The organism is Oceanobacillus sp. FSL W8-0428, assembly GCF_038004405.1.
Lineage (GTDB): Bacteria > Bacillota > Bacilli > Bacillales > Amphibacillaceae > Oceanobacillus > Oceanobacillus sojae.
On the sequence record NZ_JBBORB010000001.1, the window covers coordinates 3,043,907 to 3,068,014 of the forward strand.

General features: G+C 38.2%; 21 protein-coding genes and 1 other annotated feature. Of the genes, 19 read left to right on the plus strand and 2 right to left on the minus strand.

From position 1 onward, the window contains the following. Positions 1-95: 95 nt before the first annotated feature. Genes MKY30_RS14475 through MKY30_RS14490 form a run of 4 tightly spaced genes read left to right on the plus strand, consistent with a single transcriptional unit; the run spans position 96 to position 1,957 of the window. Positions 96-905: a DUF817 family protein gene (locus MKY30_RS14475; RefSeq protein WP_156987214.1), complete on the plus strand. Its 810-nt coding sequence runs from the start codon at positions 96-98 to the stop codon at positions 903-905. Between the two features lie 35 nt (positions 906-940). Then, on the plus strand, positions 941-1,423 hold the full coding sequence (locus tag MKY30_RS14480) for a DUF2975 domain-containing protein (RefSeq protein WP_147209718.1): 483 nt from the start codon (positions 941-943) through the stop codon (positions 1,421-1,423). Between the two features lie 11 nt (positions 1,424-1,434). Next, positions 1,435-1,662 carry a helix-turn-helix domain-containing protein gene (locus MKY30_RS14485; protein ID WP_147209717.1) on the plus strand — a complete coding sequence of 76 codons (228 nt, stop codon included), beginning with the start codon at positions 1,435-1,437 and terminating at the stop codon, positions 1,660-1,662. Continuing rightward, complete coding sequence (locus MKY30_RS14490; protein ID WP_341084437.1) at positions 1,655-1,957, plus strand: hypothetical protein; 303 nt, start codon at positions 1,655-1,657, stop codon at positions 1,955-1,957. Before MKY30_RS14485 ends, MKY30_RS14490 begins: the two co-directional genes overlap by 8 nt. A 76-nt stretch (positions 1,958-2,033) precedes the next feature. Here MKY30_RS14490 and MKY30_RS14495 read toward each other — a convergent pair whose 3' ends face one another. Next, entirely contained in the window at positions 2,034-2,741 is a 708-nt protein-coding gene (locus MKY30_RS14495) for a MerR family transcriptional regulator (RefSeq protein WP_147209715.1), read from the minus strand. 259 nt (positions 2,742-3,000) lie between these two features. Here MKY30_RS14495 and MKY30_RS14500 point away from each other — a divergent pair, with 259 nt between their 5' ends. From MKY30_RS14500 to MKY30_RS14525, 6 genes are all read left to right on the plus strand, one after another. Beyond that, the gene (locus MKY30_RS14500) at positions 3,001-5,457 is read left to right on the plus strand and encodes an excinuclease ABC subunit UvrA (protein WP_341084439.1); all 2,457 of its coding nucleotides are present in this window, start codon (positions 3,001-3,003) and stop codon (positions 5,455-5,457) included. Positions 5,458-5,686: 229 nt separating this feature from the next. Next, the gene (locus tag MKY30_RS14505; protein WP_246145079.1) at positions 5,687-6,415 is read left to right on the plus strand and encodes a DUF998 domain-containing protein; all 729 of its coding nucleotides are present in this window, start codon (positions 5,687-5,689) and stop codon (positions 6,413-6,415) included. A 278-nt stretch (positions 6,416-6,693) separates the two neighbouring features. Then, a complete protein-coding gene (locus MKY30_RS14510) occupies positions 6,694-7,983 on the plus strand; it encodes an MFS transporter (protein ID WP_339285485.1) in 1,290 nt (429 codons plus the stop codon). Positions 7,984-8,072: 89 nt separating this feature from the next. Further along, a complete protein-coding gene (locus MKY30_RS14515; protein ID WP_147209713.1) occupies positions 8,073-8,858 on the plus strand; it encodes an ABC transporter ATP-binding protein in 786 nt (261 codons plus the stop codon). 57 nt (positions 8,859-8,915) lie between these two features. Further along, on the plus strand, positions 8,916-9,995 hold the full coding sequence (locus MKY30_RS14520; RefSeq protein ID WP_156987207.1) for a hypothetical protein: 1,080 nt from the start codon (positions 8,916-8,918) through the stop codon (positions 9,993-9,995). Positions 9,996-10,194: 199 nt separating this feature from the next. Continuing rightward, complete coding sequence (locus MKY30_RS14525) at positions 10,195-11,184, plus strand: diacylglycerol/lipid kinase family protein (protein ID WP_341084443.1); 990 nt, start codon at positions 10,195-10,197, stop codon at positions 11,182-11,184. 77 nt (positions 11,185-11,261) lie between these two features. Here the strand turns inward: MKY30_RS14525 and MKY30_RS14530 are convergent, their stop codons facing one another. Continuing rightward, positions 11,262-11,507, minus strand: coding sequence for a phage holin (locus tag MKY30_RS14530; protein ID WP_147209711.1), 246 nt, complete (start codon positions 11,505-11,507; stop codon positions 11,262-11,264). 272 nt (positions 11,508-11,779) lie between these two features. Between MKY30_RS14530 and MKY30_RS14535 the strand changes: the two genes are divergently transcribed. The 9 genes from MKY30_RS14535 (at position 11,780) to xsc (ending at position 23,975) form a co-directional block, all read left to right on the plus strand. Further along, positions 11,780-12,565, plus strand: coding sequence for a lytic polysaccharide monooxygenase (locus tag MKY30_RS14535; RefSeq protein WP_147209710.1), 786 nt, complete (start codon positions 11,780-11,782; stop codon positions 12,563-12,565). Positions 12,566-12,683: 118 nt separating this feature from the next. Next, positions 12,684-12,901 (plus strand) — a binding site (T-box leader). 331 nt (positions 12,902-13,232) lie between these two features. After that, complete coding sequence (gene thrS, locus MKY30_RS14540) at positions 13,233-15,164, plus strand: threonine--tRNA ligase (protein WP_147209709.1); 1,932 nt, start codon at positions 13,233-13,235, stop codon at positions 15,162-15,164. Positions 15,165-15,275: 111 nt separating this feature from the next. Then, on the plus strand, positions 15,276-15,731 hold the full coding sequence (locus MKY30_RS14545) for a GNAT family N-acetyltransferase (protein ID WP_147209708.1): 456 nt from the start codon (positions 15,276-15,278) through the stop codon (positions 15,729-15,731). Between the two features lie 276 nt (positions 15,732-16,007). Continuing rightward, the gene (locus MKY30_RS14550) at positions 16,008-16,733 is read left to right on the plus strand and encodes a GntR family transcriptional regulator (protein WP_147209707.1); all 726 of its coding nucleotides are present in this window, start codon (positions 16,008-16,010) and stop codon (positions 16,731-16,733) included. Positions 16,734-16,792: 59 nt separating this feature from the next. After that, complete coding sequence (locus MKY30_RS14555; protein WP_198048702.1) at positions 16,793-17,845, plus strand: TRAP transporter substrate-binding protein; 1,053 nt, start codon at positions 16,793-16,795, stop codon at positions 17,843-17,845. A 12-nt stretch (positions 17,846-17,857) separates the two neighbouring features. Continuing rightward, entirely contained in the window at positions 17,858-19,759 is a 1,902-nt protein-coding gene (locus MKY30_RS14560) for a TRAP transporter large permease (protein WP_341084452.1), read from the plus strand. Between the two features lie 30 nt (positions 19,760-19,789). Next, positions 19,790-20,980 carry an iron-containing alcohol dehydrogenase gene (locus MKY30_RS14565; RefSeq protein WP_156987204.1) on the plus strand — a complete coding sequence of 397 codons (1,191 nt, stop codon included), beginning with the start codon at positions 19,790-19,792 and terminating at the stop codon, positions 20,978-20,980. A gap of 157 nt (positions 20,981-21,137) precedes the next feature. Further along, a complete protein-coding gene (locus tag MKY30_RS14570) occupies positions 21,138-22,052 on the plus strand; it encodes a selenium metabolism-associated LysR family transcriptional regulator (protein ID WP_147209704.1) in 915 nt (304 codons plus the stop codon). Between the two features lie 144 nt (positions 22,053-22,196). Then, positions 22,197-23,975 carry a sulfoacetaldehyde acetyltransferase gene (gene xsc / locus MKY30_RS14575; RefSeq protein WP_339285502.1) on the plus strand — a complete coding sequence of 593 codons (1,779 nt, stop codon included), beginning with the start codon at positions 22,197-22,199 and terminating at the stop codon, positions 23,973-23,975. The last annotated feature ends 133 nt before the right edge of the window (positions 23,976-24,108 follow it).

A 24,108-nucleotide genomic window follows, 5' to 3' on the forward strand; every position in this document is an offset into this window, starting at 1 on the left:
ATTTTTATTCTTTTTTAGTATTTTTTATTGATTTTCGATAAATAATTATCTATAATCAATGGTAATAATAAAACTATTAGATGGGGATTGAAAAAATGAGAGCAATGAAACAGCTGATTCGATTCGGCTATGAACAAGCATTATCCTGTATCTTTCCAGTCATTATTTTTGCATCCTTGGCAATTACAAAATTTATTGAGATTCCTTTTCTGTCGAGATATGATTTATTATTAATCATTTGTCTGGTGACACAGGCTTTTATGATAGCTTCCGGATTGGAGACCAAAAAAGAACTTGTTGTTATCACATTATTTCATATAATTGGATTGACTTTAGAAATTTTTAAGGTGAACATGGGATCATGGGTCTATCCGGAAGAAGCGTATACGAAGTTTTTTGGAGTCCCGCTATATAGCGGATTTATGTATGCAAGTGTAGCAAGCTATTTATGCCAGGCCTGGAGAAGATTAGATGTTCGGTTGGTAAAATGGCCATCCATCTTTTTAGCGGGTCCTCTGGCAGCTGCGATTTATTTGAATTTCTTTACACATCACTATTGGCTGGACATCAGATGGTGGCTGTCCGCAATAGTGCTTATCGTATTCTTAAGAGCATGGGTGGACTATAAGGTAGGCAATAAACGTTATCGTATGCCGATCGTTCTTTCCTTTTTCCTGATAGGCTTCTTTATTTGGATTGCGGAGAATATAGCAACCTTCTTCCAGGCGTGGGAATATCCAAATCAGGCAGAGGTATGGAGCATGGTACACTTGGGGAAAGTAAGCTCCTGGCTGTTGTTAGTCATTGTCAGCTTTTTAATTGTAGCAATGCTAAAGCAATCACAGGCAAAAATTGAAGGATTGCTGGAAGGGAATAATCAAGGGTTTATCAAAAGTAAAAGCTAATCAGAGAAAAGAATTTTATAAATGAGGTGATTTTTATGCCAAAAAGCTCGACAGCATTTTTGAAAACAGTAATTTATATAATGGGATTAATTATGATTGCTTTATCAGTTATTTTAATTCCGCAAATTATCATCAATATTTCGGATAGCTCTTCCATGGTTAAATGGATAGTATATCCAATTGTGATAGGAGTTTTTTTAACAACCATTCCATTTTATCTGGCGCTTTATCAAGCCTTAAAGCTGTTAAGACTGATTGATCAGAAGCAGACATTTTCAGAAGAAGCTGTTTTTACTCTAAAAAGAATCAAGCAATGTGCTTTAACCATTACCGGTATTTATATTTTGACAATGCCGTTTATTTATCTGTTTGCAGAGAAGGATGATGCTCCAGGTGCAATTATAATTGGAATGGTACCATTGTTTGTATCGTTTGTTGTTGCTGTATTTGCTTCCCTTTTACAGAAGCTGTTTAAAAATGCGTTAGAAATTAAAACAGAAAATGATTTGACTGTGTGAGGGGTGATGATATGGCTATAGTGATTCATATTGATGTGATGCTGGCAAAACGAAAAATGAGCGTGACGGAATTAACAGAGAAGGTTGGTATTACGATGGCAAACCTTTCTATCTTGAAAAATGGAAAGGCAAAGGCAATTCGTTTTTCAACACTGGAAAGAATTTGTGAAGCTTTGGAATGTCAGCCCGGGGATATTTTAGAGTATGTTCCGGATGAAGAAGGGGAACGACATGAATAAGCCAATTATTTATGTCACTATCATCGGTATATTATTGATTGCTGCGCTATTGAATTTCTTATTTGTTTATCCATTTCTGCTGATCCAGTATACAATCTATGTTTTTATTATATCGGGATTATTGTTTACCCTTCTTTTTGGCTGGTTTGCAATTAGAAAAGAATATCCGTTCATAATCGTCAGCAATATACTTATTCTGTTATTGATTGTTTTATTTGTGGTTTTTATTTATTTTTTTGGAGAATGCGGTTATCCGCCCGCTATTAACCTCTTCAATAATGAAATAAACGTATAAACACTTAATCAAATTAAAATGAAAAAGTTACCTTATCTTCAATAATTATGTTATATAAATAAGGTAACTTTTTATATTATTTATCCTGTTCCTTCAACAAATCAATCAATTTATAAAGATAATAAGCCCCTCTTAATTGCTGTTCAATTTGATAATCCATATAATCCAACGCATCGATAACAATCTTTCTGGCGTCTGTTAAACTGTGATGCTGTATTTTATCCAGTATATCGCGTACAGTGGCCAATAAATAAACTGACGATTGTACGGTTTTAATAATTAATACTCTTCTCATGTCTTCCCTTGTATATAGCCGGTAGCCATTTTCGGGGTTTCTTTCAGGCGTGATTAATCCTTCTTTTTCCCAATGTCTGAGGGTTGTTGCAGCGACATGCAATTCATCTTCTACCTCTCCAATTGTATAATACTTCTTTTGCTGTTTTGTCATGAAATCCTGCATGTTATCAGGGCTTAAGATGGTGGCAGCGTCCAGTGCCTGCTGCTTTCTCTCAAATAACTCAGCCTGCACTTCGTTCACTGTCCATAGTGCTTCAATAAATTTATTTTCCTGTAACAAGGGCATGACTTTGCGTACAGTTCCCATACCAAATCCCGGGTACATTGCCCGGATGCACAGAAAATAAGCCTCATGGATCTCGGTATATACACGATAACCATTTGCTTTACGGATAGCTTTTGGTACTATGCCCCATTCTTCATAATGTCTTAATGCACTCGTCCCAACATCCAGTTTTTTTGCTATATCAATTGGTCTCAGTTCCATATTCACCTCCGAAGATTCAATTAAAACCTTATAGCTCCATGACGGGTTTTTTCTTTTGAAAGCTATTATAGCTTATTATTATATGCAAAACTTTGCACTTGCACAAATGTTATATGATTGTAATAGATGCTTTAAAGGAGGGATATCAAGATGCAATTGGTTATTAAAACACTATTTTATCACGCCACCATGAAAAGAACATTGCACTTGCAAGCAGGAAGTACGAAGGAAACAGAAGTTATGGAGGAGGAAAAACGATATGCATAATATGATGACAGTAAAAGGAGCCCGTGAAAATAATTTAAAGAATCTTTCTGTGACTATCCCTAAAAATAAACTGATTGTTGTTACTGGCCCTTCGGGTTCCGGTAAATCTACACTGGCATTGGATACTTTATTCAATGAATGTCAGCGCCAATATTTAGAATCAATGGGGATGCAGGGAATTAATAAGCCTAAAGTTGATTCTATCAGTGGTCTGTCGCCTGCAATCAGTATCAATCAGCATATTACTAATCGGAATCCACGCTCGACAGTGGGAACGATGACGGATATGTACACGAGCATACGGATGGTATTCGAAAAGCTTGGAGAAAGAAGTTGTCCAAAGTGTCAGCAAAGAATCAATCCAATGACATATGAAGGAGCAGTGGAAAAAGAAGAAGATAGCTTTACAGAATATATCTTTTGCCCGAATTGTAAAGAAAAAATGGAAAAGCTGACTCGTACCCATTTTTCTTATAATACAACAGAAGGTGCCTGTCCAACCTGTAAAGGATTAGGGAAAACAGTGGATATTCATCTGCCGTCTGTTTTTCATGAAGAGATTTCCTTAGAGGATGGTGCGGTAGATATATTTGCAGGACGTTACGGGGAATACCAGATTGCTGTTTTAAAAGCAGCTTTTCGTTATTACAAACTGCCAGATGCAGAAAACATACCTATAAAGGATTTTAATGAGGGGCAAAAGGCAATCCTTTACTATGGTGTAGAAAGTGCTGAGGTGAAGCAGCTTTTTCCAGATGTGAAGCCTCCAAAAACAGTGGAGAAAGGAAAATTTCCTGGTGTACTAACCTCCATGTGGCGCCGCTATTCAGAGCATGACGGTTCTTCGGCAGAAGCAGAAGCTTATTTTTATTCGCAAACCTGCCCGGATTGTCATGGTGATCGTTTAAATGCGGTAAGCAGAGCGGTTACTGTTGATGGCTGGACGATACCGCAATTAGTTGTGGATTCCTTAGAAGAAATGTCTGCCTGGGCAGCTAAACTGGAGGAGTCATTGGAGCAAACAAGTTATCAGCTTGTCGAAACATTTATTCAAGATATAAAAACAAAGCTCTCCCGTATTATTAAAATAGGATTAGGGTATCTGACGCTGGACAGGCAAGTAATTACTTTATCTGGTGGAGAGGCACAGCGAATAAGGCTGTCAGCCCTTCTAGATTCTGCACTTACAGGCGTGCTGTATATTATGGACGAGCCGACAGTAGGATTGCACCCTAAGGATACAGCAGGTTTGATCAGTGTATTAAAGCATCTGCGTGATTTAGGAAATACGGTTTTATTAATTGAGCATGATGTGGATGTGATGAAAGAAGCCGATTATATTATTGATATTGGCCCTGGAGCAGGAAAGCTTGGAGGAACTGTGGTTGGGCAAGGAATCTTAAAAGAATTAATTGATGAAGAAAAATCAATTACAGGACAGTATTTACGTACAGAAAAGCCAATGAAGACTAATTATCGAACTGGGAAAAAGGAAGGTATAACGATATATCATGCTACTGCAAATAATCTCCAGGATGTGACAGTAACCTTTCCAAAAGCCTGTTTAACAGCAGTAACAGGTGTTTCGGGCTCAGGTAAGTCATCACTGTTATTTGAAGTACTAGCAAAAGCAAATGATACGATCCCTGAAGGCTTTGAAAAGGTAACAGGCATGGATACCTTTGGTCAGATGATTATTGTCGGCCAATCACCGCTCAGCAGAATGAAACGATCAAATACAGCGACTTATATTGATTTATTTACACCAGTTCGTTCACTGTATGCTAAATTGCCTAAAGCAAAGGAAAAGAAGCTAACTGCCAAGCATTTCTCTTTTAATACAGCAGGGGGGCGCTGTGAAAACTGCCAGGGGCTTGGCTATGTGACCACAAATATGCTCTTTTTTCCCGATTTAGAGGTAGTATGTCCGGAATGTCAGGGGAGAAGGTTTAAGCAAGAGGTGTTAGCGGTGAAATATCAAGGTCATTCCATTAATGATATTTTGGAATGTTCAGTGCATGAGTGCCTCTCTGTTTTTGAAGGAGAAAAGAAGATACAAGCCATTTTAAAGCTCTTAACAGAAATAGGTTTAGGTTATCTAAAAATGGGACAATCCTTAACTACTCTGTCAGGTGGAGAAGGGCAAAGGCTGAAGCTTGCGAAAGAGTTAATGAAGCAGGGGAAAAAGACTTCTCTTTATTTATTGGATGAACCAACCACCGGATTACACCCGAATGATACAATTCAACTCTTCAAGCTGTTAAACAGGTTAGTAGATGCAGGGAATACGGTAATTATGGTGGAGCATAACAGCCAGGTTATCGAAGCAGCGGACTGGGTTGTTGATTTAGGTCCTGAAGGCGGGGCAAAAGGAGGACAGGTGATAACTGAAGGAACGCCGGAAATGATTAGGAAAAATAAAGATTCATTTACGGGGCAGTATTTATAAGTCAGATTGAATTTAATATCTTTTAAACTCAAAGGTCATTCTTATAAAAAGGATGGCTTTTTAGCTTGTAAAGACTTTGCATAAAAAAGTAAAGAACATTTCCAATAAAATAGAATGAATCTTTGCAGGGTGAAGTAACGTAAATAGAAGAGAAGGATATTTATTAGTATATTTGTCAGGGGATTGTATGAACATTAGATAGATGATAATAAAGAGGAGGTGTAATAAAGTGAGCTATGGGTTTCATGCTGCAGCGATGATAATTGTTACACTCACAGTTGTATTGGCAATATTATTATTCCGTAAATCCAACAGCAGGCTATCTATTCTAATTGGTCTGATTAGCTGGGTTGCATTAAGCGCCTACTTTATGATAGAAGCGATTGTTATTCGTGCGACTACAGAACCTTACAGTTTCTTGAATCAGCCAATGAGTGACTTAGGTGTAACTGCTTGTGGGACAGATACCTATGTACTCGCAAGCTATATGATTTGTTCACCTCATCACTGGCTGATGAACTGGACTTTTTTCTTAACAGGCTTGTTTATTTTGATTGGTGCAGTTTTACTTTACCCACTATGGCCGAAGGTTCGTTCTATAAAAACAGCAAGTATTTTCATTGGTATTTTTGGAGTAAGCTATGGAATCTCTGGAATTGTCCCTGCTGACATTGATTTTTACTGGCACACGTTAACTGCACTTCCGGGTATGGTTGTACAGATTCCTGCAATGATTTTAATCAGTATTGCTACTCATAAAAAAATGCCCCGTATATTTTGGTGGACAATTATTTGTACAATAGTTACCACAGCAGCTCTTTTAAGTCTGTTCTTACAACCAGTATTTACTGGGGTTCCCGGTGGTTTACTTCAGCGTATACTCTATGCTTCTGTATATATTTGGCTGACAGGTACTGCAATTGGCCTTTGGAGCAGGCGAATTCGTGAGGCAAAGTAGAAAGGAAACTTGAGGTACTAAAAAGACTCTTGTCTGAAGTAAGTTCGTTTAAGATCAGGGGTCTTTTAAGTAGGAAAATACCAATTAGAAGTATCTTTCAGTCTGCCATCGGTATTCTAATCAGCTGATTATCATTATTTCGGAGAGAGCCTCGTCTATCTGATTACTAACTAAAATTTTTGGAATGAACAAATTATATTGAACTGGCAGATGCTTAGTGCTATGATTTTCATATTCTAATAAATTCAGATAATTGATGGAGGAAGGAAGATTAGATCTTGAAAGAAAAGAAAGAACAAATAAACGAATACATAGAATCACCTGAAAAACAGCAGCAGCTGTATAAAAGAACTTTGATGGTTGTTATTCTTGCACAAATTTTCGGAGGAGCAGGCCTTGCTGTTGGAGTTACAGTTGGAGCTTTGTTAGCACAGGATTTATTAGGATCAGATAGTGTGACAGGCTTACCATCCATGTTGTTTACACTAGGGGCTGCAGGAGCCGCCTTATTTGTCGGGCGGGCATCTCAACGTTATGGCAGGCGGTTTGGACTTACTGCCGGATTCTTAGGTGGAGCGCTTGGAGCTGTTGGAATAATTATAGCGGCAGTTTCAGAAAATATTATTTTGCTATTCTTTGCTTTACTGGTCTATGGAGCAGGTTCAGCGACTAATCTGCAGGCCCGATATGCAGGAACGGATTTAGCGAATTCAAACCAGCGTGCAAAAGCGGTAAGCATGGCCATGGTATCGAGTACTTTGGGAGCTGTAGCTGGTCCTAATTTAGTCAGTGTGATGGGGAATGTTGCAGAATCCATTGGAATACCAGCTCTTGCCGGACCTTTTATATTAGCTGCAGCTGCATATTTTTTTGCCGGACTTATCTTCTTTATTTTATTAAGACCTGATCCATTTATTGTAGCTAAAGAAATCAGGCTGGCAGAGGCCATAACCAATACGCAGTCTGCAGCTGCTGAAGAAGAAACTCTGGAAAAAGATAAAAGAGGAATTTTTGCCGGTGCTTTTATTATGATTATCAGTCAGTTTACGATGGTCGCTATTATGACGATGACACCTATACATATGGGGCATCATGGTCACGGACTAAGTGATGTTGGATTTGTCATTGGTCTCCATGTCGGGGCAATGTATCTTCCTTCTCTAATTACTGGTTATCTGGTGGATAAGGTTGGAAGGGTAAATATGGCATTTGCATCTGGTATTACACTCATGCTGGCGGGAATATCAGCAGCTTTTGGACCGGCAGAATCCACGATGGCTCATGTAACTGCTTTAGTATTGCTGGGGCTTGGGTGGAATTTTGGTTTGATTAGCGGAACCGCTATGCTGGTAGATGCAACTCCTGCAAATACCCGTGCGAAATCACAAGGATCGGTGGATGTCTGGATATCTCTAGCCGGCGCAATTGGCGGAGGATTATCAGGAGTGATTGTTGCCCAGGCGAGTTATATGACATTAACTTTATCCGGAGCATTGCTTGCCGTAAGCATTATTCCAGTTGTTATTTTAACAGTGGGCTATTTAAGAGGCTGGCGCTGGAATCATTAAGAAGTGCATTTTACTAGAAAAGAAGAGTGGAATATAGTATTCTAGCGTAATAATTAACAGACTTTTCAATCAGATAGAGGGGATAAAAAATGGAGAATATTGTTTATTTTAATCAGATAACATGGCGCAGAAATAATCAGGAAATTTTAAAGGATATTAATTGGCAAATTAAAGAAGGGGAGCAATGGGCTATTTTAGGTTTAAATGGTTCAGGAAAAACTTCTCTTTTAAATATTATAACTGGCTATAACTATCCAACATCCGGAAAGATGACGGTATTGGATCAACTTTTCGGCAGAACAGATTTATCTGAATTACGGAAATCAATTGGTTATGTAAGCAGTGCACTGGACCGTTTTCAAGATACAATCCAGCTTGAATCAGTTGAAAATGTGATTGTCAGCGGGAAATTTGCTTCCTTTGGTATTTATGAAGAAGTATCAGAAGCAGATTGGCGTCTGGTTGATCGAATACTTTTCGATCTTCGATTAGAGTATTTAAAAGGAAAAAAATACAGTGTGCTTTCCCAGGGAGAAAGAAGGCGGGTTCTGATTGGCCGTGCACTAATGAGCAGACCTGAGATTCTGATTTTGGATGAGCCATGCTCCGGATTGGATATTTTATCGCGTGAAGAAGTACTGGAATTAATGGATGATTTAAAAGAGAATACACATTTGCTTTATGTTACACACCATATTGAAGAGATTACAGAAGCAATTACTCATGTTGCCTTGGTGCGTGATGGTGAATTGGTTGCTACGGGGGAAAAGCGCGATGTCCTGACGGATGCTTTATTAAGCGAAACATTTAAAATCCCTGTTCAAGTGCATTGGGATGGCGGTAGACCCTGGTTAACGATTGAAAAAAGAAAATAGCTGCATGGATGAAGCTTCCCTCTTTGAAAGATATTTCTAATTTCCAGGAAAAAGTGTATGATAGAGAAGAAGAAACTCGAAATGGGGGAAAATATGGTGAAAAGCAGACTTTTTATGGTTCTTGCCATAGCTATGGTATTGTTGCTGGGAGCTTGCAGTAAAGACAAAGAAGAAGAGCAAGAACCGGCTCTAGAACCAGAGGAACAGACAGAAGAAATTCCTGAATTAGAGGAAGAAGAAGCGAAAGAAGTATTACAAACTTATGAAGAGATCTATCAAAATGTGGTTGAAAATGCAGAAGAAGATGGAGAATTAGCTGATTTTGATTCTATAGATGAACTTCATGAAAAATTCTTAAACGCTATGTCGGAAGAACTGGCTGATGACTTAATTGATACTTACTTTGAGGAAGATGAAGAAGGTCTCATCTACATAGATACATCAGAAGCTCCTGTCTGGTTTGATGAAGAAGAAGCGTATGAATTTGAAAAAGTAGAAGATGATTTATATGAGATAGAGCAGGAACAGGAAGAAAATCAAGTGATTGTTACTTATTCTATCTCCTGGGATGAAGAGAAATGGATCGTTTCAGATGTAGAGACAGAAGAAATTCCATCCGAGGAAAGTGATATTTCAAATGATGGCTCGGAATCTGATATGGATGATAGTCAATCTGAACAAGAAGACAATGAAGCAGCAAACGAAGGAACAGGCGTTACTGAAGAAAATGAATCTAATGATAGTGCTGGTAACACGATGGAGGAAGAGGAAGAAAATCAAGCTGGTTCTGATAGTGAGGAAAACAATTCCAATCAGGGCGATTCTGATGGCAGCGGAACCTCAAACGACACCGATACCTCAGAGGATGATCAGAATTCGGACCTGGCAGAGGATGACGGCGGAAATACGGAAGAAACAGCAGGGTCAATTAGTGAGTCAGAGGCTGAAAGCATTGTTAAAGAGTATTTAAGCATTGTCGATGATGAATTGAATGTTGTGACCGATCATCAGGATGAAAATGGAAATTATGTAGTTCAGGTATACTCTGTTGTTGGAGAGGGAGACTCTTCCCACACTTCTACTTACGGCTGGTTTATCGTGAATAAAGAAACTGGTGCAGTGGAGCAGATGCAATAACGAAAGAGTATAGTGAATAGGTTAGAAGCTGGCAGGATAATCTTAATGAGAGAGATTATCCTGCCAGCTTTTTTAAATCCAGTAAAAAACATGATTTTCGTGCTGGGAAGCAAATTTAAGTATTCCTATTACATTGCAGTCTTTCGTTTTAAGATTATTGTATAATGTAAAAGAAAGATTCTTTTTAGGAATACAATTCATGCAATATTTTTCAGCAGGTCGAGTAAATGCAATTCAAGTTCCGAAATATTTCGATGCAATAAAAATTGTTATTTTTAAAGGAGCGGAAAAGGTGAAAAAGGTCGCTTTAATTATAAATTCTCAAGCGGGAAAGTGTAAATTAGAAAAGGAACTAGATAAAATTGAATCCAGACTGACGAAAGCATTTGCGAAAGTTACTATTTATCAGACTGGGCAGGAAGGTGATGGAAAACGATTTGTAGAACAGCATGCAGAAGAAATCGATTTATTGATAGCTGGAGGTGGAGATGGCACTGTTTTTGAAATAATGAATGCCCTGGTTCCTTTAGAAAATAGACCCGTGTTTGCCATCTTACCAGGTGGTACCTGCAACGATTTTTCACGGACGCTTGGTATTAGCCAAAAACCACTGGAGGCACTGGAGCAAATTATTATGCAGAAGTGTATGCACGTCGATATAGGCAGCTATCATAAGCATTACTTTTTAAATTTCTGGGGAATTGGTATTATTTCAAAGGTTGCTGAGGAAATGGATGATGCCAATAAGCAGCTGCTCGGACGAATTTCTTATTATCTGAATACATCAAAGCTTGTTTTTCAAGATAAAGCATTTTCTTTAAAAATACGCAGTGAGGAGCTTCACTATGATGAGAAAGCAGAACTGCTTGTTGTCGGAAATGGCTCCTATCTTGGCGGAATCCAATCCTTTTTTCCTCACGCGGATGTACAGGATGGAAAATTCGATGTATTAATTGTCAAGGAAGCAAAGCTGAAGTATCTGAAGAAATGGCTGGAGGCGAAAATTCAGGATGATTATCCGGAAAATGAAAAAGATGATGACATTATTTATTTCCGGACAAGTAAATTAGAAGTCTCTGCTTCTCCGGAACAGAATATCGATTGTGATGGAGAATTTTTAGATAAAACACCTGCTATAGTAGAGGTGCTTCCTAAACATCTGAAAATGATTTATGGAGAGATACAATAAGTTTTAAAAGCTGACGGACAGAGCATGCTCATCTTGGTAAAGGATGAAGCAAGTAATTGTCCGTCAGCTTTTTTATTTTAGCGTTTAAGCTTCTTCATCAGTTTATCTCCTTCTTTTGCCTGTGAAGTATAGCTGTTATTTTTCCAGTGATTCCAGATTTCTGATACGAATAAAGCGATAAGGGATAGCACTGAAACAAGATCTTCATTTGAAAGAGGAATGATTCGATAACCTAATAGCATTGCAGCAGTATTAATAAATACAATAACTAAAACAGTCAGCCGTACCCACTTATTATTTATTCTTGCCAAGTTTTCACTCATGGACCAAGCCTCCTTTTTATAAGGTATGGGAGAATGCGGTGGATTATGAGAAGGAGCAGTCGCTATTAAAAACGGAAATGTTACATAAATATTAAAAATATTACAATATTGTTAAACATTATAATCTTTGTTGACGCTTTCAATTTTAGTGCTAATATAAAGTTAAGATGGTTGTAAATTAAATACAAAATTGACAATTTTACCTTTGCAGCTTAGATATTTTTGGCTCTTGATCTATAACCGTCTAAACAAATAAAGGAGGAGTTTTATTTATGCAAAGGTTATTTCAGGACAAGTCGTTGAAGTATCTCGGAACATCAATTGTTTCACTCGTCTTTTTCATGTTTGTTGGACTGGGGGCTGCTGCTGCACATGGATATATTGAGCAGCCGAAATCAAGAGGATTATTATGTAAAGAACAGGTGAACACAAATTGTGGAGGCGTTCAATGGGAGCCTCAAAGTCTGGAAGCACCGAAAGGATTTCCTGGAGCAAGCATCCCGGATGGAGAAATCGCTTCTGCTGGAGGGACATTTCCTGAATTGGATGCACAAACTGCTGACCGCTGGGCAAAGGTTAATTTGAATTCTGGTGTAAACACATTTACTTGGCATTTAACAGCGAAGCATGCAACAACAAAATGGCATTATTATATTACCAAGCCGGATTGGAATCCGAATCAGCCGCTGACAAGGGATCAATTTGAACTCATTCCATTCTATGAAGTTTATGACGGAGGCGCAAGGCCAGGTGAGAAGGTGACACATCAAGTGACAATCCCGGAACGGACAGGCTATCATGTGATTTTAGGAGTATGGGATGTGTATGATACAGCCAATGCTTTCTACAATGTAATTGATGTTAACTTTGGCGGTGAAGGAACAAACCCAGGGCCGGGAGAACCCGATCCAGAAGTTCCTGGCTATCCAGCATGGGATGCTAACAATGTCTATCTTGGAGGAGACAAGGTTACGTATAATGGAAAAGTATATCAGGCAAAATGGTGGACCACTGGAGAAACACCAGGAAGTGCTGGAGTATGGGAGCTTGTAGAGTAATTTGAATTAAATTATCAAAATGTTTAAATAAATTAACGAAGCAGATTATTTTACTAAAAATAAGAAAGAATGTTGCATAAATGTAAAAATTCTAGTATGATAATTTATAATTTATTTTTGAGAAGCAATGAAGAGGACATGAATTACTTGGAAGGTTTAAAGAGAGGAAAGTAAAAGGTGAGAGCTTTCTAACCAGGAAATGTAATTTACCACCTCAGAGCTGCGTTGGAGTAACAACTAACGCCGTAAGCATGCAACGTTACTGCAAAATGAAGCCGTTAATAATGTTGACGGAAATTTGGGTGGAACCGCGGAGATAACACATTCGCCCCTTCTTAGGAAGGGGAGGGTGTGTTTTTTTAGTATCATAAAAGTTATTAAAATAGAAAAAGCGATGAAGAGGATATGAATTATTTGGAAGGTTCAAAGAGAAGGGAGCAGCAGGTGAAAGCTCTCTAACCGGAAGGATAATTTACCACCTCAGGAGCTGCGTCAGGGTAACAACTGGCGCCGTAAGCATGCAACGTTACTGCAAAAATGAAGCCGTCAAATTAATTTGATGGGAAGCTGGGTGGAACCACGGAAAAGCATATTCGTCCCTTTGTATGGAGGGAAGAGTATGCTTTTTTACTGTATAAAAATTATAAGTCGAAGGAGTGTTTAGAAAATGAATAATAAAGTAAAGATTATACTTCCAGATGGAAAAGAGAAATGCATCGAAAAAGGGACTTCATTAAGAAAAATTGCAGAACAGATATCAATGAGTTTAGCGAAAAATGCTGTTGCAGGAAAAGTGAACGGTAAGCTGGTAGATATAAGTTGCGCTGTTTCAGAAGAGAGTCATATTGAGCTGTTGACACTGGATTCAGAAGAAGGGCTGAACGTTATGCGGCATACTGCTGCCCATATTTTGGCACAGGCTGTGGAACGGCTTTACGGAAAAGGCAACGTACAGTTTGGTATTGGGCCAGTTATTGAACATGGTTTCTATTATGATATGAAATGCCAAGTATCCATTAATCAATCTGATTTGGTGAAAATAGAAAAAGAGATGCAAAATATTATTCAGGAGAATATTCCAATCCGCTCATATGAGCTCTCTTTGGAGGAAGCTCAGGCTTATTTTAAAAAAAAGAAGCAGCCTTATAAGGTAGAGCTGTTAGAGAGTATTCCTGCAAATGAAGCTATTACTATCTACGAACAGAGGGATTTCTCTGATTCATGCAGAGGTCCTCATTTACCGTCGACAGGTTACGTAAAGGCATTTCATCTTACAAAACTGGCAGGGGCATATTGGCGTGGAGACAGCAATAATGAGATGCTTCAGCGCATTTATGGAATTGCATTTGCAAGAAAAAAAGACTTAGATGCACATTTGCATTTCTTAGAAGAAGCTGAAAAACGGGATCATCGTAAATTAGGAAAGCAGCTGGAGCTGTTTATGTTTTCTGAAGAAGCACCAGGTATGCCATTTTATTTGCCAAATGGTCAGATTATCCGTCAGGAGCTTGAGCAGTTTTCCCGTGAAGCGCAGTTAAAAGCGGGCTATCAGGAAGTACGTACCCCACTTCTGATGAATCAGCAGCTATGGGAAGAATCCGGCCATTGGGATCACTATCATGAAAACATGTATTTTTCCGAAGTGGACCATACAAACTTTGCACTAAAGCCGATGAATTGTCCGGGACACATGTTGATGTATAAACAGAAGCTGCGCTCTTACCGTGATTTGCCAATCAGGCTGGCTGAATTTGGGCAAGTACATCGCCATGAATACAGTGGAGCTTTAAACGGATTGCTTCGCGTCCGTACTTTCTGTCAGGATGATGCCCATATTTTTGTAAGGGAAGATCAAATTGAAGCGGAAATGGAAAAAGCAATTCATTTAATTGACGAGGTATATGGTGTGTTTGGTTTTTCTTACACTGTTGAATTATCTACTCGTCCAGAGAATTCAATGGGTGAAGATGCGGCCTGGCAAATGTCGGAGCAGGCTTTAGCAAATGTTTTAGAGCGGATAGACCTGCCTTATCAAGTAAATGAAGGAGACGGCGCATTTTATGGACCGAAAATTGATTTTCATATTAAAGATGCTTTAGGGCGCAGCCATCAATGTGCAACACTGCAGTTGGACTTTCAAATGCCGGAGAAGTTTGATTTAACTTATGTCAATGCAGATAATGAAAAGCAGCGTCCAGTGGTTATCCACCGGGCTATTTATGGATCAATTGACCGCTTTTTCGGAATTCTGATTGAACATTTTGCAGGTGCTTTTCCTTTGTGGCTGGCTCCTGTTCAAGCAGTTATTTTGCCGGTATCGTCTGTGCATCAGCCTTATGCTGCTCAATTGAAAGATACTTTTAAAGCAGCGGGCATCCGTATAGAAGCAGACTGCCGGGAAGAGAAGCTCGGGTTAAAATTAAGAGAAGCACAAATGAAGAAAATACCTTATATATTTGTTATTGGCAATGAGGAAGAAGAAAAACAAACAATAAATGTTCGGAAATATGGAGAGAAGCAGAGCCAGAGCTTGTCTATTATGGAAGTGCAAAAGATTCTTCAAAAAGAAATCGCAGAAAAGGCAATAAGACATGTGTAATTTCACGAGTCTAGGATAAAAGGACTGGAAAAAATCGCGTAATTACTATTCATTCTTGTTCAAGTAGTATAAAATGTAATTATCATCTAAAGCTGAAGGGGATGAGTGAGGATGACAATTACATTTAAGAAAATTGATAGCTCAAATTATAAAAAATGTTCGTTATTAAAGGTGAATGATAATCAAAAAGATTTTGTAGCTCCTAATTGGTATTCTGTACTGGAAGCAGTTTATGAAGAGGAAGAGAAACATCCATATGCTATTTATTATGGAGAGGATATGGTTGGATTTTTAATGTATTCTTATTATCCGGCAGATGAAGAATATGATAAAGATTCATGGTGGATGGAACGTTTTATGATTGCCAAGGATTTTCAAGGAAAAGGCTATGGTAAGGCTTCTTTAAGCAAATTTATAGAAAACTTTCAAAAAGATTATCCGGAAGAAGAATTGCGCACATCTGCTGTAAAAGATAACCATGTTGCTATAACATTGTATGAACATAGCGGTTTTCAACGGACAGGTGAATTTGTTGAAAAAGAAGCAGTGCTGCTGCTAGATAGTTAGAAGTTCTAAAAATATTAGTAAAGGGCGGATGATTAATTAAAATCATCCGCCCTTTTGTAATTCGAGAATCTTCTTTCTTCTAAAAAAATATTTAGAGCCCTATATAATCCCCATTATAGATGCATTTCTAAGAATTAATAAAAATTATTAATAAATCTAATAAGATTTTATAATAATGTAATTTTTCGTAAAATATTGATTTATTATTAAATTAATGTTTTAATTTCTAATAGTGATAACTGGTAGTGACGTCACAACCAATGAGGTGGAAATAAGATGATTGATGATACATTATATATTCCATTACACGTTCAGCTTAGTAAAAGTTTAGAAGAAAAAATAAAAGCGCAGGAATTTATCGAAAAAATACCAAGTGAACGAGAATTGATGGATATGTATTCAGTAAGCAGAACTACGGTAAGAGAAGCTGTCACAAAGCTGGTAAATGACGGATTGTTAATTAAAGTGCACGGAAAAGGGACTTATGTAAATAAGAAGCCTCCAATTCAGGAGTGGTTATCTTCTTTAAACAGTTTTACAGAAACAGTAAGAAGAATGGGAATGATGCCAACAAGTAAATTATTAACATCTAAAAAGTTAACAGCAGATAAACATGGAATTGAAGTATTTAAAGAAGAAATATTTATGATAGAAAGACTTCGTTACGCTGATGAAAAACCTATTGCAATTGAGCGGCATTATTACCCGTTATCAATTGGAGAACGTTTATCTGAATTTAACCTGGATAAGGAAACAATATATGATTTATTAGAAAATGAGTTAGGCATTGTTCTGGATGAAGCAGAGCAGTATATAACATCAGAAATAATTGAAGATCATCTAGCACCATATCTGGAAATACCTAGCGGATCAAATGTATTGCTTGTAGAAAGGACAATAGTTGATGAAAAAGGTAATGTCGTTGAGTATTACATTGGACAGTACCGCCCTGATATGTACACATTTCGGATAAAAACCAAAAGAAATTTAAATAAAAAATAACTGATGGTGCAGCTGATTTTTATTAGTTTAAATGTAAGCGCTGTCAAATGGAGGCTGTTATGAAAAGGCTGTTTCTACCGATCCTCGTTGTTTTCGTATTTTTCATGATGGTATTTTTAGGTGATGAAAGGTTAGCCAGACTTTCCGGATCGACAGAATTAGATGTTATTACACTTAGAGCTGCTCAGTCAAAAGCCTGGAATCATCCCGTTTCACAGGGGATTGATAAGTTCGCGGAATTGGTGGAGGAAAAATCAGATGGAGAAATAATTATTGAAACGTATCATGATGGGCTGATTGGGGATGACAGGGAAGTAATTGAAAGTGCTCAAAGAGGAAGTATCGCTTTCGCCAGCTCCTCTACACCGAATATGACAAGCTTTACAAATTATTTTACGGCTTGGGATCTGCCTTACATTTTTGAAAATAAAGAAGAAGTATATAAAGCAATTGATGGAGAGCCTGGGGATATTGTACGGGCAGAGATGGAGAAATCAGGGTTTAAAGTTATTTTCTTCCCAGACTACGGTTTTCGGCAAATTGTCAATAACACGAAAGCAATTGAAAAACCATCTGATCTTGATGGGATGAAAATTAGAACAACAAATTCAAGAATTGAGCAAGCTGATTTTACAGCCTTGGGTGCAAGCCCGACTCCAGTTGCCTGGTCTGAAGTCTTTACAGCACTTCAGCAAGGAACGGTCGATGGCGAAGGAAATACGTATTCGCTTCTTTGGGATTCAAAGCATCAGGAAGTGCTGTCACATGCTGCAGAAGTAAATTATAATTACAGCTCAGATATTCTTGTTATGAATAAGGATCTTTATGAAGAGCTTGAACCGTACCAGCAGGAAATTATTATGGAGGCAGGGCAGGAGGCGATGGAGTGGCAAAGAGTCGTTGCAACAGAAAGAGATGAGGAGGCAAAGCAGCAATTTATTGATTATGGAATTGAAATATACGAGCCTACGGATGAAGAATATCTGGAGTGGAAGCAGGCGACAGAAATTGTTTGGGATCAATATGTCAGAGAAGGATACGCAGAGCCTGATTACGTTGACACTATTCTAGATACCTTAGGGAAGACAAAAGAAAGTATTTTTGAAGAATAGGAGGTGAGACAAGTGGAAGCGGCTGTAGAAAGTAAAGTAAATAATTATTCCGGCAAACCGCCAAATTTTTGGATGAAGGGTCTTTCTGTTCTTGATCGCAGATTTGAAGAAATACTCATTGTCTCAGGTTTTTTGATTTTTATTATTCTAATCAATCTTCAGGTGATTAACCGCTATTTACTTCCATTCTTAGACATTGGAAATATTACTACATGGACGGAAGAGCTTTCGAGATATTTATTTATACTTGTTTCTTTTTTAGGAGCCAGTCTTGCAATACGGAAAAGAGAATCTATTCAGGTCAGTATATTAACGGACAGATTGCCGGCAAGCATTCAAAAAGGCCTTCTGCTGTCAAACACATTATTTATGTTTTACTTTAGCTACATGATGGTAGTGAATGGTTTTGAGCTTATATCCTTTCAAATTGAAACAAACCAGACAACTCCAGCTTTGTCCATACCAATGGCAGTTCCTTACAGCGCTGTACCGATTGGATTTGCGTTAATGATGATTCGTCTAATCCAGATGTTTATAAAAGATACCAAAGAAATAACTATGAAAGAAGGGCTGTTAGGAATCTCCTTTGCTATTGTAATGATTCTTCCAATTGCTTTTCTCGGAGATGCAGCAATTGCGCTCGTCTTATTTGGTTACTTTGCTCTATTTATTCTAATTGGAATGCAAATTGCATTTGCACTAGGGGCGAGTACATTAGCAACAGTTCTGGCAACTGATGCAATTCCAGTTGATTTCTTTCCACAGACAGCATTTACAAGTATAGATAACTTTCCAATCATGGCGGTCCCATTTTTCATCGCAGCAGGGATTATCATGGGCGGAGGAGCAATTATCAAACGATTATTAAATTTATCAGATGAATTGATAGGATTTTTACCTGGTGGATTGGCGTTGGTAGCAATCATTACTTCCATGTTTTTTGCCGCAATAAGCGGTTCAGGACCAGCTACAGTGGCTGCTATTGGAACATTACTTATTCCGGCGATGATTAAACAAGGCTATAATCCAGGCTTCGCCACTGGAGTTGTAGCGACAGCCGGAACGATAGGAGTCATTATACCACCAAGTAATCCCTTGGTTATTTATGGGGTAGTATCACAAGAGTCTATTTCTCAATTATTTCTTGCCGGTATACTTCCGGGGGTTTCTACCGGGATCGTTTTATTAATCGTAGCTTTTATTATTTCTAAGAAAAATGGCTGGCGGGGCGAGCGGACATCCTTTAACCTCAGAAATTCTGCAAAAGCTGCCTGGGATGCAAAACTTGCCTTATTAGTTCCAGTTATCATTTTAGGAGGAATCTATGGGGGCTTTATGACTCCTACTGAAGCAGCGGCAGTAGCCGCGGCTTACGGGATTATTGTCGGTATGTTTGTATATAGGGACCTTGGCTTAAAAGGTGTTTATCAAAGTCTTGTTAAAGCAGGTGTTACCTCTTCTGTAATTATAATGTTAATGGTTATGGCAAGTATATTTGGCCGGCTAATCACATTGGAAAAGGTAGCGGAATTTGTAGCAGAATTTGTCTTGTCATTAAGTGAAAATAAATTCGTTATTCTCTTGCTCTTGAACCTGTTTTTATTACTTATAGGTTTAGTTTTGGAAGCACTGGCTGCCATTGTGATACTGACACCAATATTATTACCGATGGCAGTGGCAATCGGACTTGACCCGGTTCATTTTGGGCTTATTATGATTTTTAACTTAGCGATTGGGTTTATTACACCTCCAGTAGGAGTAAATTTATTTGTAGCAGCAAGCACTGCAAAAATAAAGATTGAAGAAATTATTAGAGGAAATAAATACTTACTCTTAACGATGATTGTTCTTCTTTTATTATTTTCATACATTCCGCAAATTAGCATGTGGCTGCCGGAATTAATTAGAAACTAGATAATAAAAGTTACAAAGGGAGGAACTATTATGTATATTACGTATCAGCCGAAACAAACCGCAATAGGTGAAAACAGCTTGAGGAATTTGGGGGGGAGCGCTAAAAAACTAAAGGTAACTCATCTGTTAGTTGTAATAGATCAATTTTTAACAACTGACCCATTAAATTATGATGACAGAATCACACAGATTTTAAATCAGGAAAATATTAATGTCTCCTTCTTTTCAGACTATCAAGGAGAACCAACTACAGACCATTTAGGGGCAGCTTTAACCATTGCGAAAGAACAAAAGGTTAATGGAGTAGCGGCAATTGGAGGAGGAAGCGCTATTGATATTGCGAAAGCAACAGCGCTCTTTTGTAAAAGCCCTCAAATGGAATGGAATGCAATAACGAAGCAGGACAATTTGGAAAGACTGCCTTTAATTGCTGTTCCGACTACTGCAGGAACAGGTTCGGAAGCAACAAAGGTGATGGTTATTACAGATACGGAAAAAGGCATTAAAATGAACCCGGGACACCCAGATTTAATTCCTGATATAGCCATTCTTGATCCTGCTTTAACGAGCAGTCTGCCGAAAAATTTCACAGCGTATACTGGGGTTGATGCTATAACTCATGCGATTGAAGCCTTTGTATCAACAAAAGCCAACATAGCAACTGATCAATATGCTTTAACAGCAATTCAAATTGCAGGGAGATCTTTACCAGTTGTATATCATGATGGAACGAATATCAAGGCAAGAGAAGAGATGCTGCTGGCCAGTACGTATGCGGGAATTGCCTTTTCAAATGCTTCTACTAATTTAGCACATGCAGCAGGAAGGGCTTTAGGAGCCAGATTCCATATCCCGCATGGATTAAGTGTGGCAGTGCTATTACCATTAGTGATGCGTTTTGGCTTGCAGGCAGCACCCGAGAGATATGCGCAAATTGCAGTTGCTTTAGGAGAGGATGCAAATAAAGACATACATGAACTGGCTGAACAATCAATACAGATAATTGAAAAATACTGTGATGATTTTCAAATATGGAAGGATGCATTGAAATTTATTGATCTTCAGGATTTAGAAAATAATATTGATTTACTGGCAAAGGATGCATTAGACGGCAATGGGATTTTAACGAATCGTATTGTTCCTTCCAATTCTGATATAAGAAAACTATTTTTAGATTTGATAGATAAATTAAATAAAGTAAAAGCAATTGAACAAGTATAAATATACAAGGGTTGATCATACAATTAGTTCTGGAGAGAAACAGAGAAGAAAGTATCTTATTGTAAAACGCTTATTTCTTAACTGGTCGTGATGTCAGTATCTCTATAAAAGATAAGTTCCTGACAATTAAAATGAATGATTGATGGGATGGAAAAATATGAACTATGAAAAATTAAAAACCTTTATAGTGGTTGCTGAAAAGAAAAGCTTTTCTGAAGCCGCAAAGCTGTTATTTGTTACCCAGCCTACCATCACAGCGCAGATTAAAGCTTTAGAGGAGGAGCTGAGCACAAAATTATTTGAACGGACCACCAAAAAGGTGAGCTTAACTCAATCAGGAATAATTCTGATGAACTATGCAAAGGAAATAGTCCGGCTAAATGATACAGCCCGAAAAGAAATTACGGAAATAGAGAATACAGTCTATGGTGAATTAAGTATCGGCTGCAGTTTTACTATCGGCGAGTATATTATGCCCGAGTTTCTAAAACAATTTAAAGATATGTATCCACTTATTCAAATAAAGGTAGATATCACTAATTCCAATAATATCATTTCCGATATTAAAGATCAGCGTGTGGATGTTGGTTTGATTGAAACGCCGATAGATGATTCGGAAATAGTTGTTGAATCCTTTTTAGAGGATGAATTGATTCTTATTGCTTCTCCGTTATCTTTTTCATCAGAAAATCCTGTCATATCAGTGGATGAATTAAAAGCGTTACCGCTGATAGTAAGAGAGAGAGGATCAGGAACAAGAGCCGTAGTAAACCAATATTTAAATCAATCTGGTGTGAGAGAGGAGGACCTGAATATTGTAATGGAGCTGGGCAGTACAGAGGCAATTAAAGCGGCGGTGGAAGCGAAGCTGGGTATCTCAATTACTTCTAAAAGTGCTATAAAAAAAGAGCAGAAGCTGAATTTATTAACAGCATATAAAGTAAAGGATGTATCCTTCTATCGATTTTTTTATACTGCTTATGGGAAAAATCAGGTTTTGAAATCTACGGCAGAACTGTTTATAGAAGAGTTATATAAGATGACACGGAAAAGGAGGGAGCTCACTTTGTAACAGCATTTTTCAAAATAATATCTTAAAGGGGGTGTTTACAAAAACACGACTCCAAAAGTTTTTATGGCGATGGTAATAACGTGAATGGTTAATTATTCGGACAATTCATAAATAAAATATAAATATTATCAAGGAGGAATTATAATGGCAAAGCAATCATTGGATGTAAAACAGGTGACAAATCAGAAAATGAAGATGACTCCAAGTGAAGCAATTGTTGAGACCCTGGTAGCAGAAGGAATAAAAGAGGTCTATGGTATCGTTGGTTCTGCATTTATGGATATGCTCGATTTATTTCCAACAGCAGGAATCCGATTTCTACCGGTAAGACACGAGCAGAGTGCAGCTCATATGGCGGATGCCTATACACGTGTTTCTGGTACTGCCGGGGTTGTTATCGGTCAAAATGGCCCCGGGATTACAAATATGGTTACGTCTGTTGCTGCTGCAAACCAGGCACATACTCCAATGGTAATCATATCACCATCAGCGGGTACACCTACAATTGGCTGGGACGGATTTCAGGAAGCAGATCAGGTCTCTATTTTTCAGGCTATTACAAAAGAAACAGTAAGAGTGACGCATAAAAGCAGAGTTGCAGATTGCTTGCGTACAGCATTTCGGATAGCTTATGCAGAGCGTGGTCCAGTGCTTTATGATATCCCTCGTGATTTATTCTATGGAGAGCTGGAGGATCAGATTTTACAGCCTTATCAATATCGAGTAGACTCACGCGGCAGCGGAGATCCTGTCTTATTAGACAAAGCAGCAGATTTATTAAAGAATGCAAAGTATCCAGTAATCATTTCTGGTCGCGGAGCAGTTGATTCTGATGGGGTAAATACTGTCAAACAGATTGCGGAGCATTTAACAATTCCGGCGGCTGTATCCTATATGCATAATGATGCCTTTCCAGCAGAGCATTCACTGGCAGTAGGACCGATTGGATATATGGGCTCAAAAGCAGCGATGCATACCCTGAAGAAAGCAGATGTGGTATTAGCAATCGGAACAAGGCTGTCGGTGTTCGGTACACTGCCTTGTTATGATATTGACTATTTCCCGAAAAATGCTAAAATTATTCAAATTGATATCAATCCAAGAAATATTGCCAGAACACATCCAGTGGAAGTGGGGATTATAGGTGATGCAAATGCGGCAACAAAAGCATTGTATGAAAAACTAACAGAAGAGGTACCAGATGCTGTAGAAAATCAAGGCAGATTAGAGGAAATTGCGAAAGCCAAAAAAGAGTGGGAGCAGGAACTGGTTGACTTGGCGATGGAGGACGGGAATCCGATTAATCCGCGCCGTGCCTTGCTGGAGCTGACAGGAGTATTACCTGAGAATACGATTATTTCCACAGATATCGGTAATGTTTCCTCCACAGCAAATGCTTATTTAAAATTTAATCAGACAAGACGCCATATCGCTGCTCTGACATTTGGAAATACGGGATTTGCATACCCGGCAGCACTGGGAGCACAGCTGGCAGAGCCTGATGCACCAGTAGTTGCAATCATTGGTGATGGAGCATGGGGAATGAGCTTACATGAAGTAAGTACGGCAGTAGAGCAAAATATTCCTGTAGTTGCCTGTGTATTCAATAATAAATCATGGGCAGCAGAGAAGAAGAACCAGGTGGATTATTATGATGATCGTTATGTTGGATCTGATATAGAAGCACCAGAGTTTGCAGAAGTAGCTAAATCAATGGGAGCTTTAGGATACACTGTTGAAAAAGCAGAAGATATTGGACCAATTATTAAGGAAGCTTTAGATGCCAGAAAACCTGCTGTCGTCAATATTTATGTAGATGGAACACAATTAGCTCCTCCTTTCCGGAGAGATGCATTACAAATGCCAACCAGATATCTTGATAAATATAAGCATTTGGATTATGAAGTGTGGGGGAAAGAATAATCTGATATAATAAAGCGAAACTTCCTTTAAGAGGAAGTACAATAGGAGTTTTACGGACGGCTATCTACAATGAATTTCCGTACCGGTTTATCCGGTGCGGAAATTTTAGATATATTTACATGTATTTTTAAAG

Excerpts from the sequence above, each read along its gene's own strand:
- MKY30_RS14475 (WP_156987214.1), top strand. The coding sequence starts at position 96 with ATGAGAGCAATGAAACAGCTGATTCGATTCGGCTATGAACAAGCATTA.
- MKY30_RS14480 (WP_147209718.1), top strand. The coding sequence starts at position 941 with ATGCCAAAAAGCTCGACAGCATTTTTGAAAACAGTAATTTATATAATG.
- MKY30_RS14485 (WP_147209717.1), top strand. The coding sequence starts at position 1,435 with ATGGCTATAGTGATTCATATTGATGTGATGCTGGCAAAACGAAAAATG.
- MKY30_RS14490 (WP_341084437.1), top strand. The coding sequence starts at position 1,655 with ATGAATAAGCCAATTATTTATGTCACTATCATCGGTATATTATTGATT.
- MKY30_RS14495 (WP_147209715.1), bottom strand. The coding sequence starts at position 2,741 with ATGGAACTGAGACCAATTGATATAGCAAAAAAACTGGATGTTGGGACG.
- MKY30_RS14500 (WP_341084439.1), top strand. The coding sequence starts at position 3,001 with ATGCATAATATGATGACAGTAAAAGGAGCCCGTGAAAATAATTTAAAG.
- MKY30_RS14515 (WP_147209713.1), top strand. The coding sequence starts at position 8,073 with ATGGAGAATATTGTTTATTTTAATCAGATAACATGGCGCAGAAATAAT.
- MKY30_RS14520 (WP_156987207.1), top strand. The coding sequence starts at position 8,916 with ATGATAGAGAAGAAGAAACTCGAAATGGGGGAAAATATGGTGAAAAGC.
- MKY30_RS14525 (WP_341084443.1), top strand. The coding sequence starts at position 10,195 with ATGCAATATTTTTCAGCAGGTCGAGTAAATGCAATTCAAGTTCCGAAA.
- MKY30_RS14530 (WP_147209711.1), bottom strand. The coding sequence starts at position 11,507 with ATGAGTGAAAACTTGGCAAGAATAAATAATAAGTGGGTACGGCTGACT.
- MKY30_RS14535 (WP_147209710.1), top strand. The coding sequence starts at position 11,780 with ATGCAAAGGTTATTTCAGGACAAGTCGTTGAAGTATCTCGGAACATCA.
- thrS (WP_147209709.1), top strand. The coding sequence starts at position 13,233 with ATGAATAATAAAGTAAAGATTATACTTCCAGATGGAAAAGAGAAATGC.
- MKY30_RS14545 (WP_147209708.1), top strand. The coding sequence starts at position 15,276 with ATGACAATTACATTTAAGAAAATTGATAGCTCAAATTATAAAAAATGT.
- MKY30_RS14550 (WP_147209707.1), top strand. The coding sequence starts at position 16,008 with ATGATTGATGATACATTATATATTCCATTACACGTTCAGCTTAGTAAA.
- MKY30_RS14555 (WP_198048702.1), top strand. The coding sequence starts at position 16,793 with ATGAAAAGGCTGTTTCTACCGATCCTCGTTGTTTTCGTATTTTTCATG.
- MKY30_RS14565 (WP_156987204.1), top strand. The coding sequence starts at position 19,790 with ATGTATATTACGTATCAGCCGAAACAAACCGCAATAGGTGAAAACAGC.
- MKY30_RS14570 (WP_147209704.1), top strand. The coding sequence starts at position 21,138 with ATGAACTATGAAAAATTAAAAACCTTTATAGTGGTTGCTGAAAAGAAA.
- xsc (WP_339285502.1), top strand. The coding sequence starts at position 22,197 with ATGGCAAAGCAATCATTGGATGTAAAACAGGTGACAAATCAGAAAATG.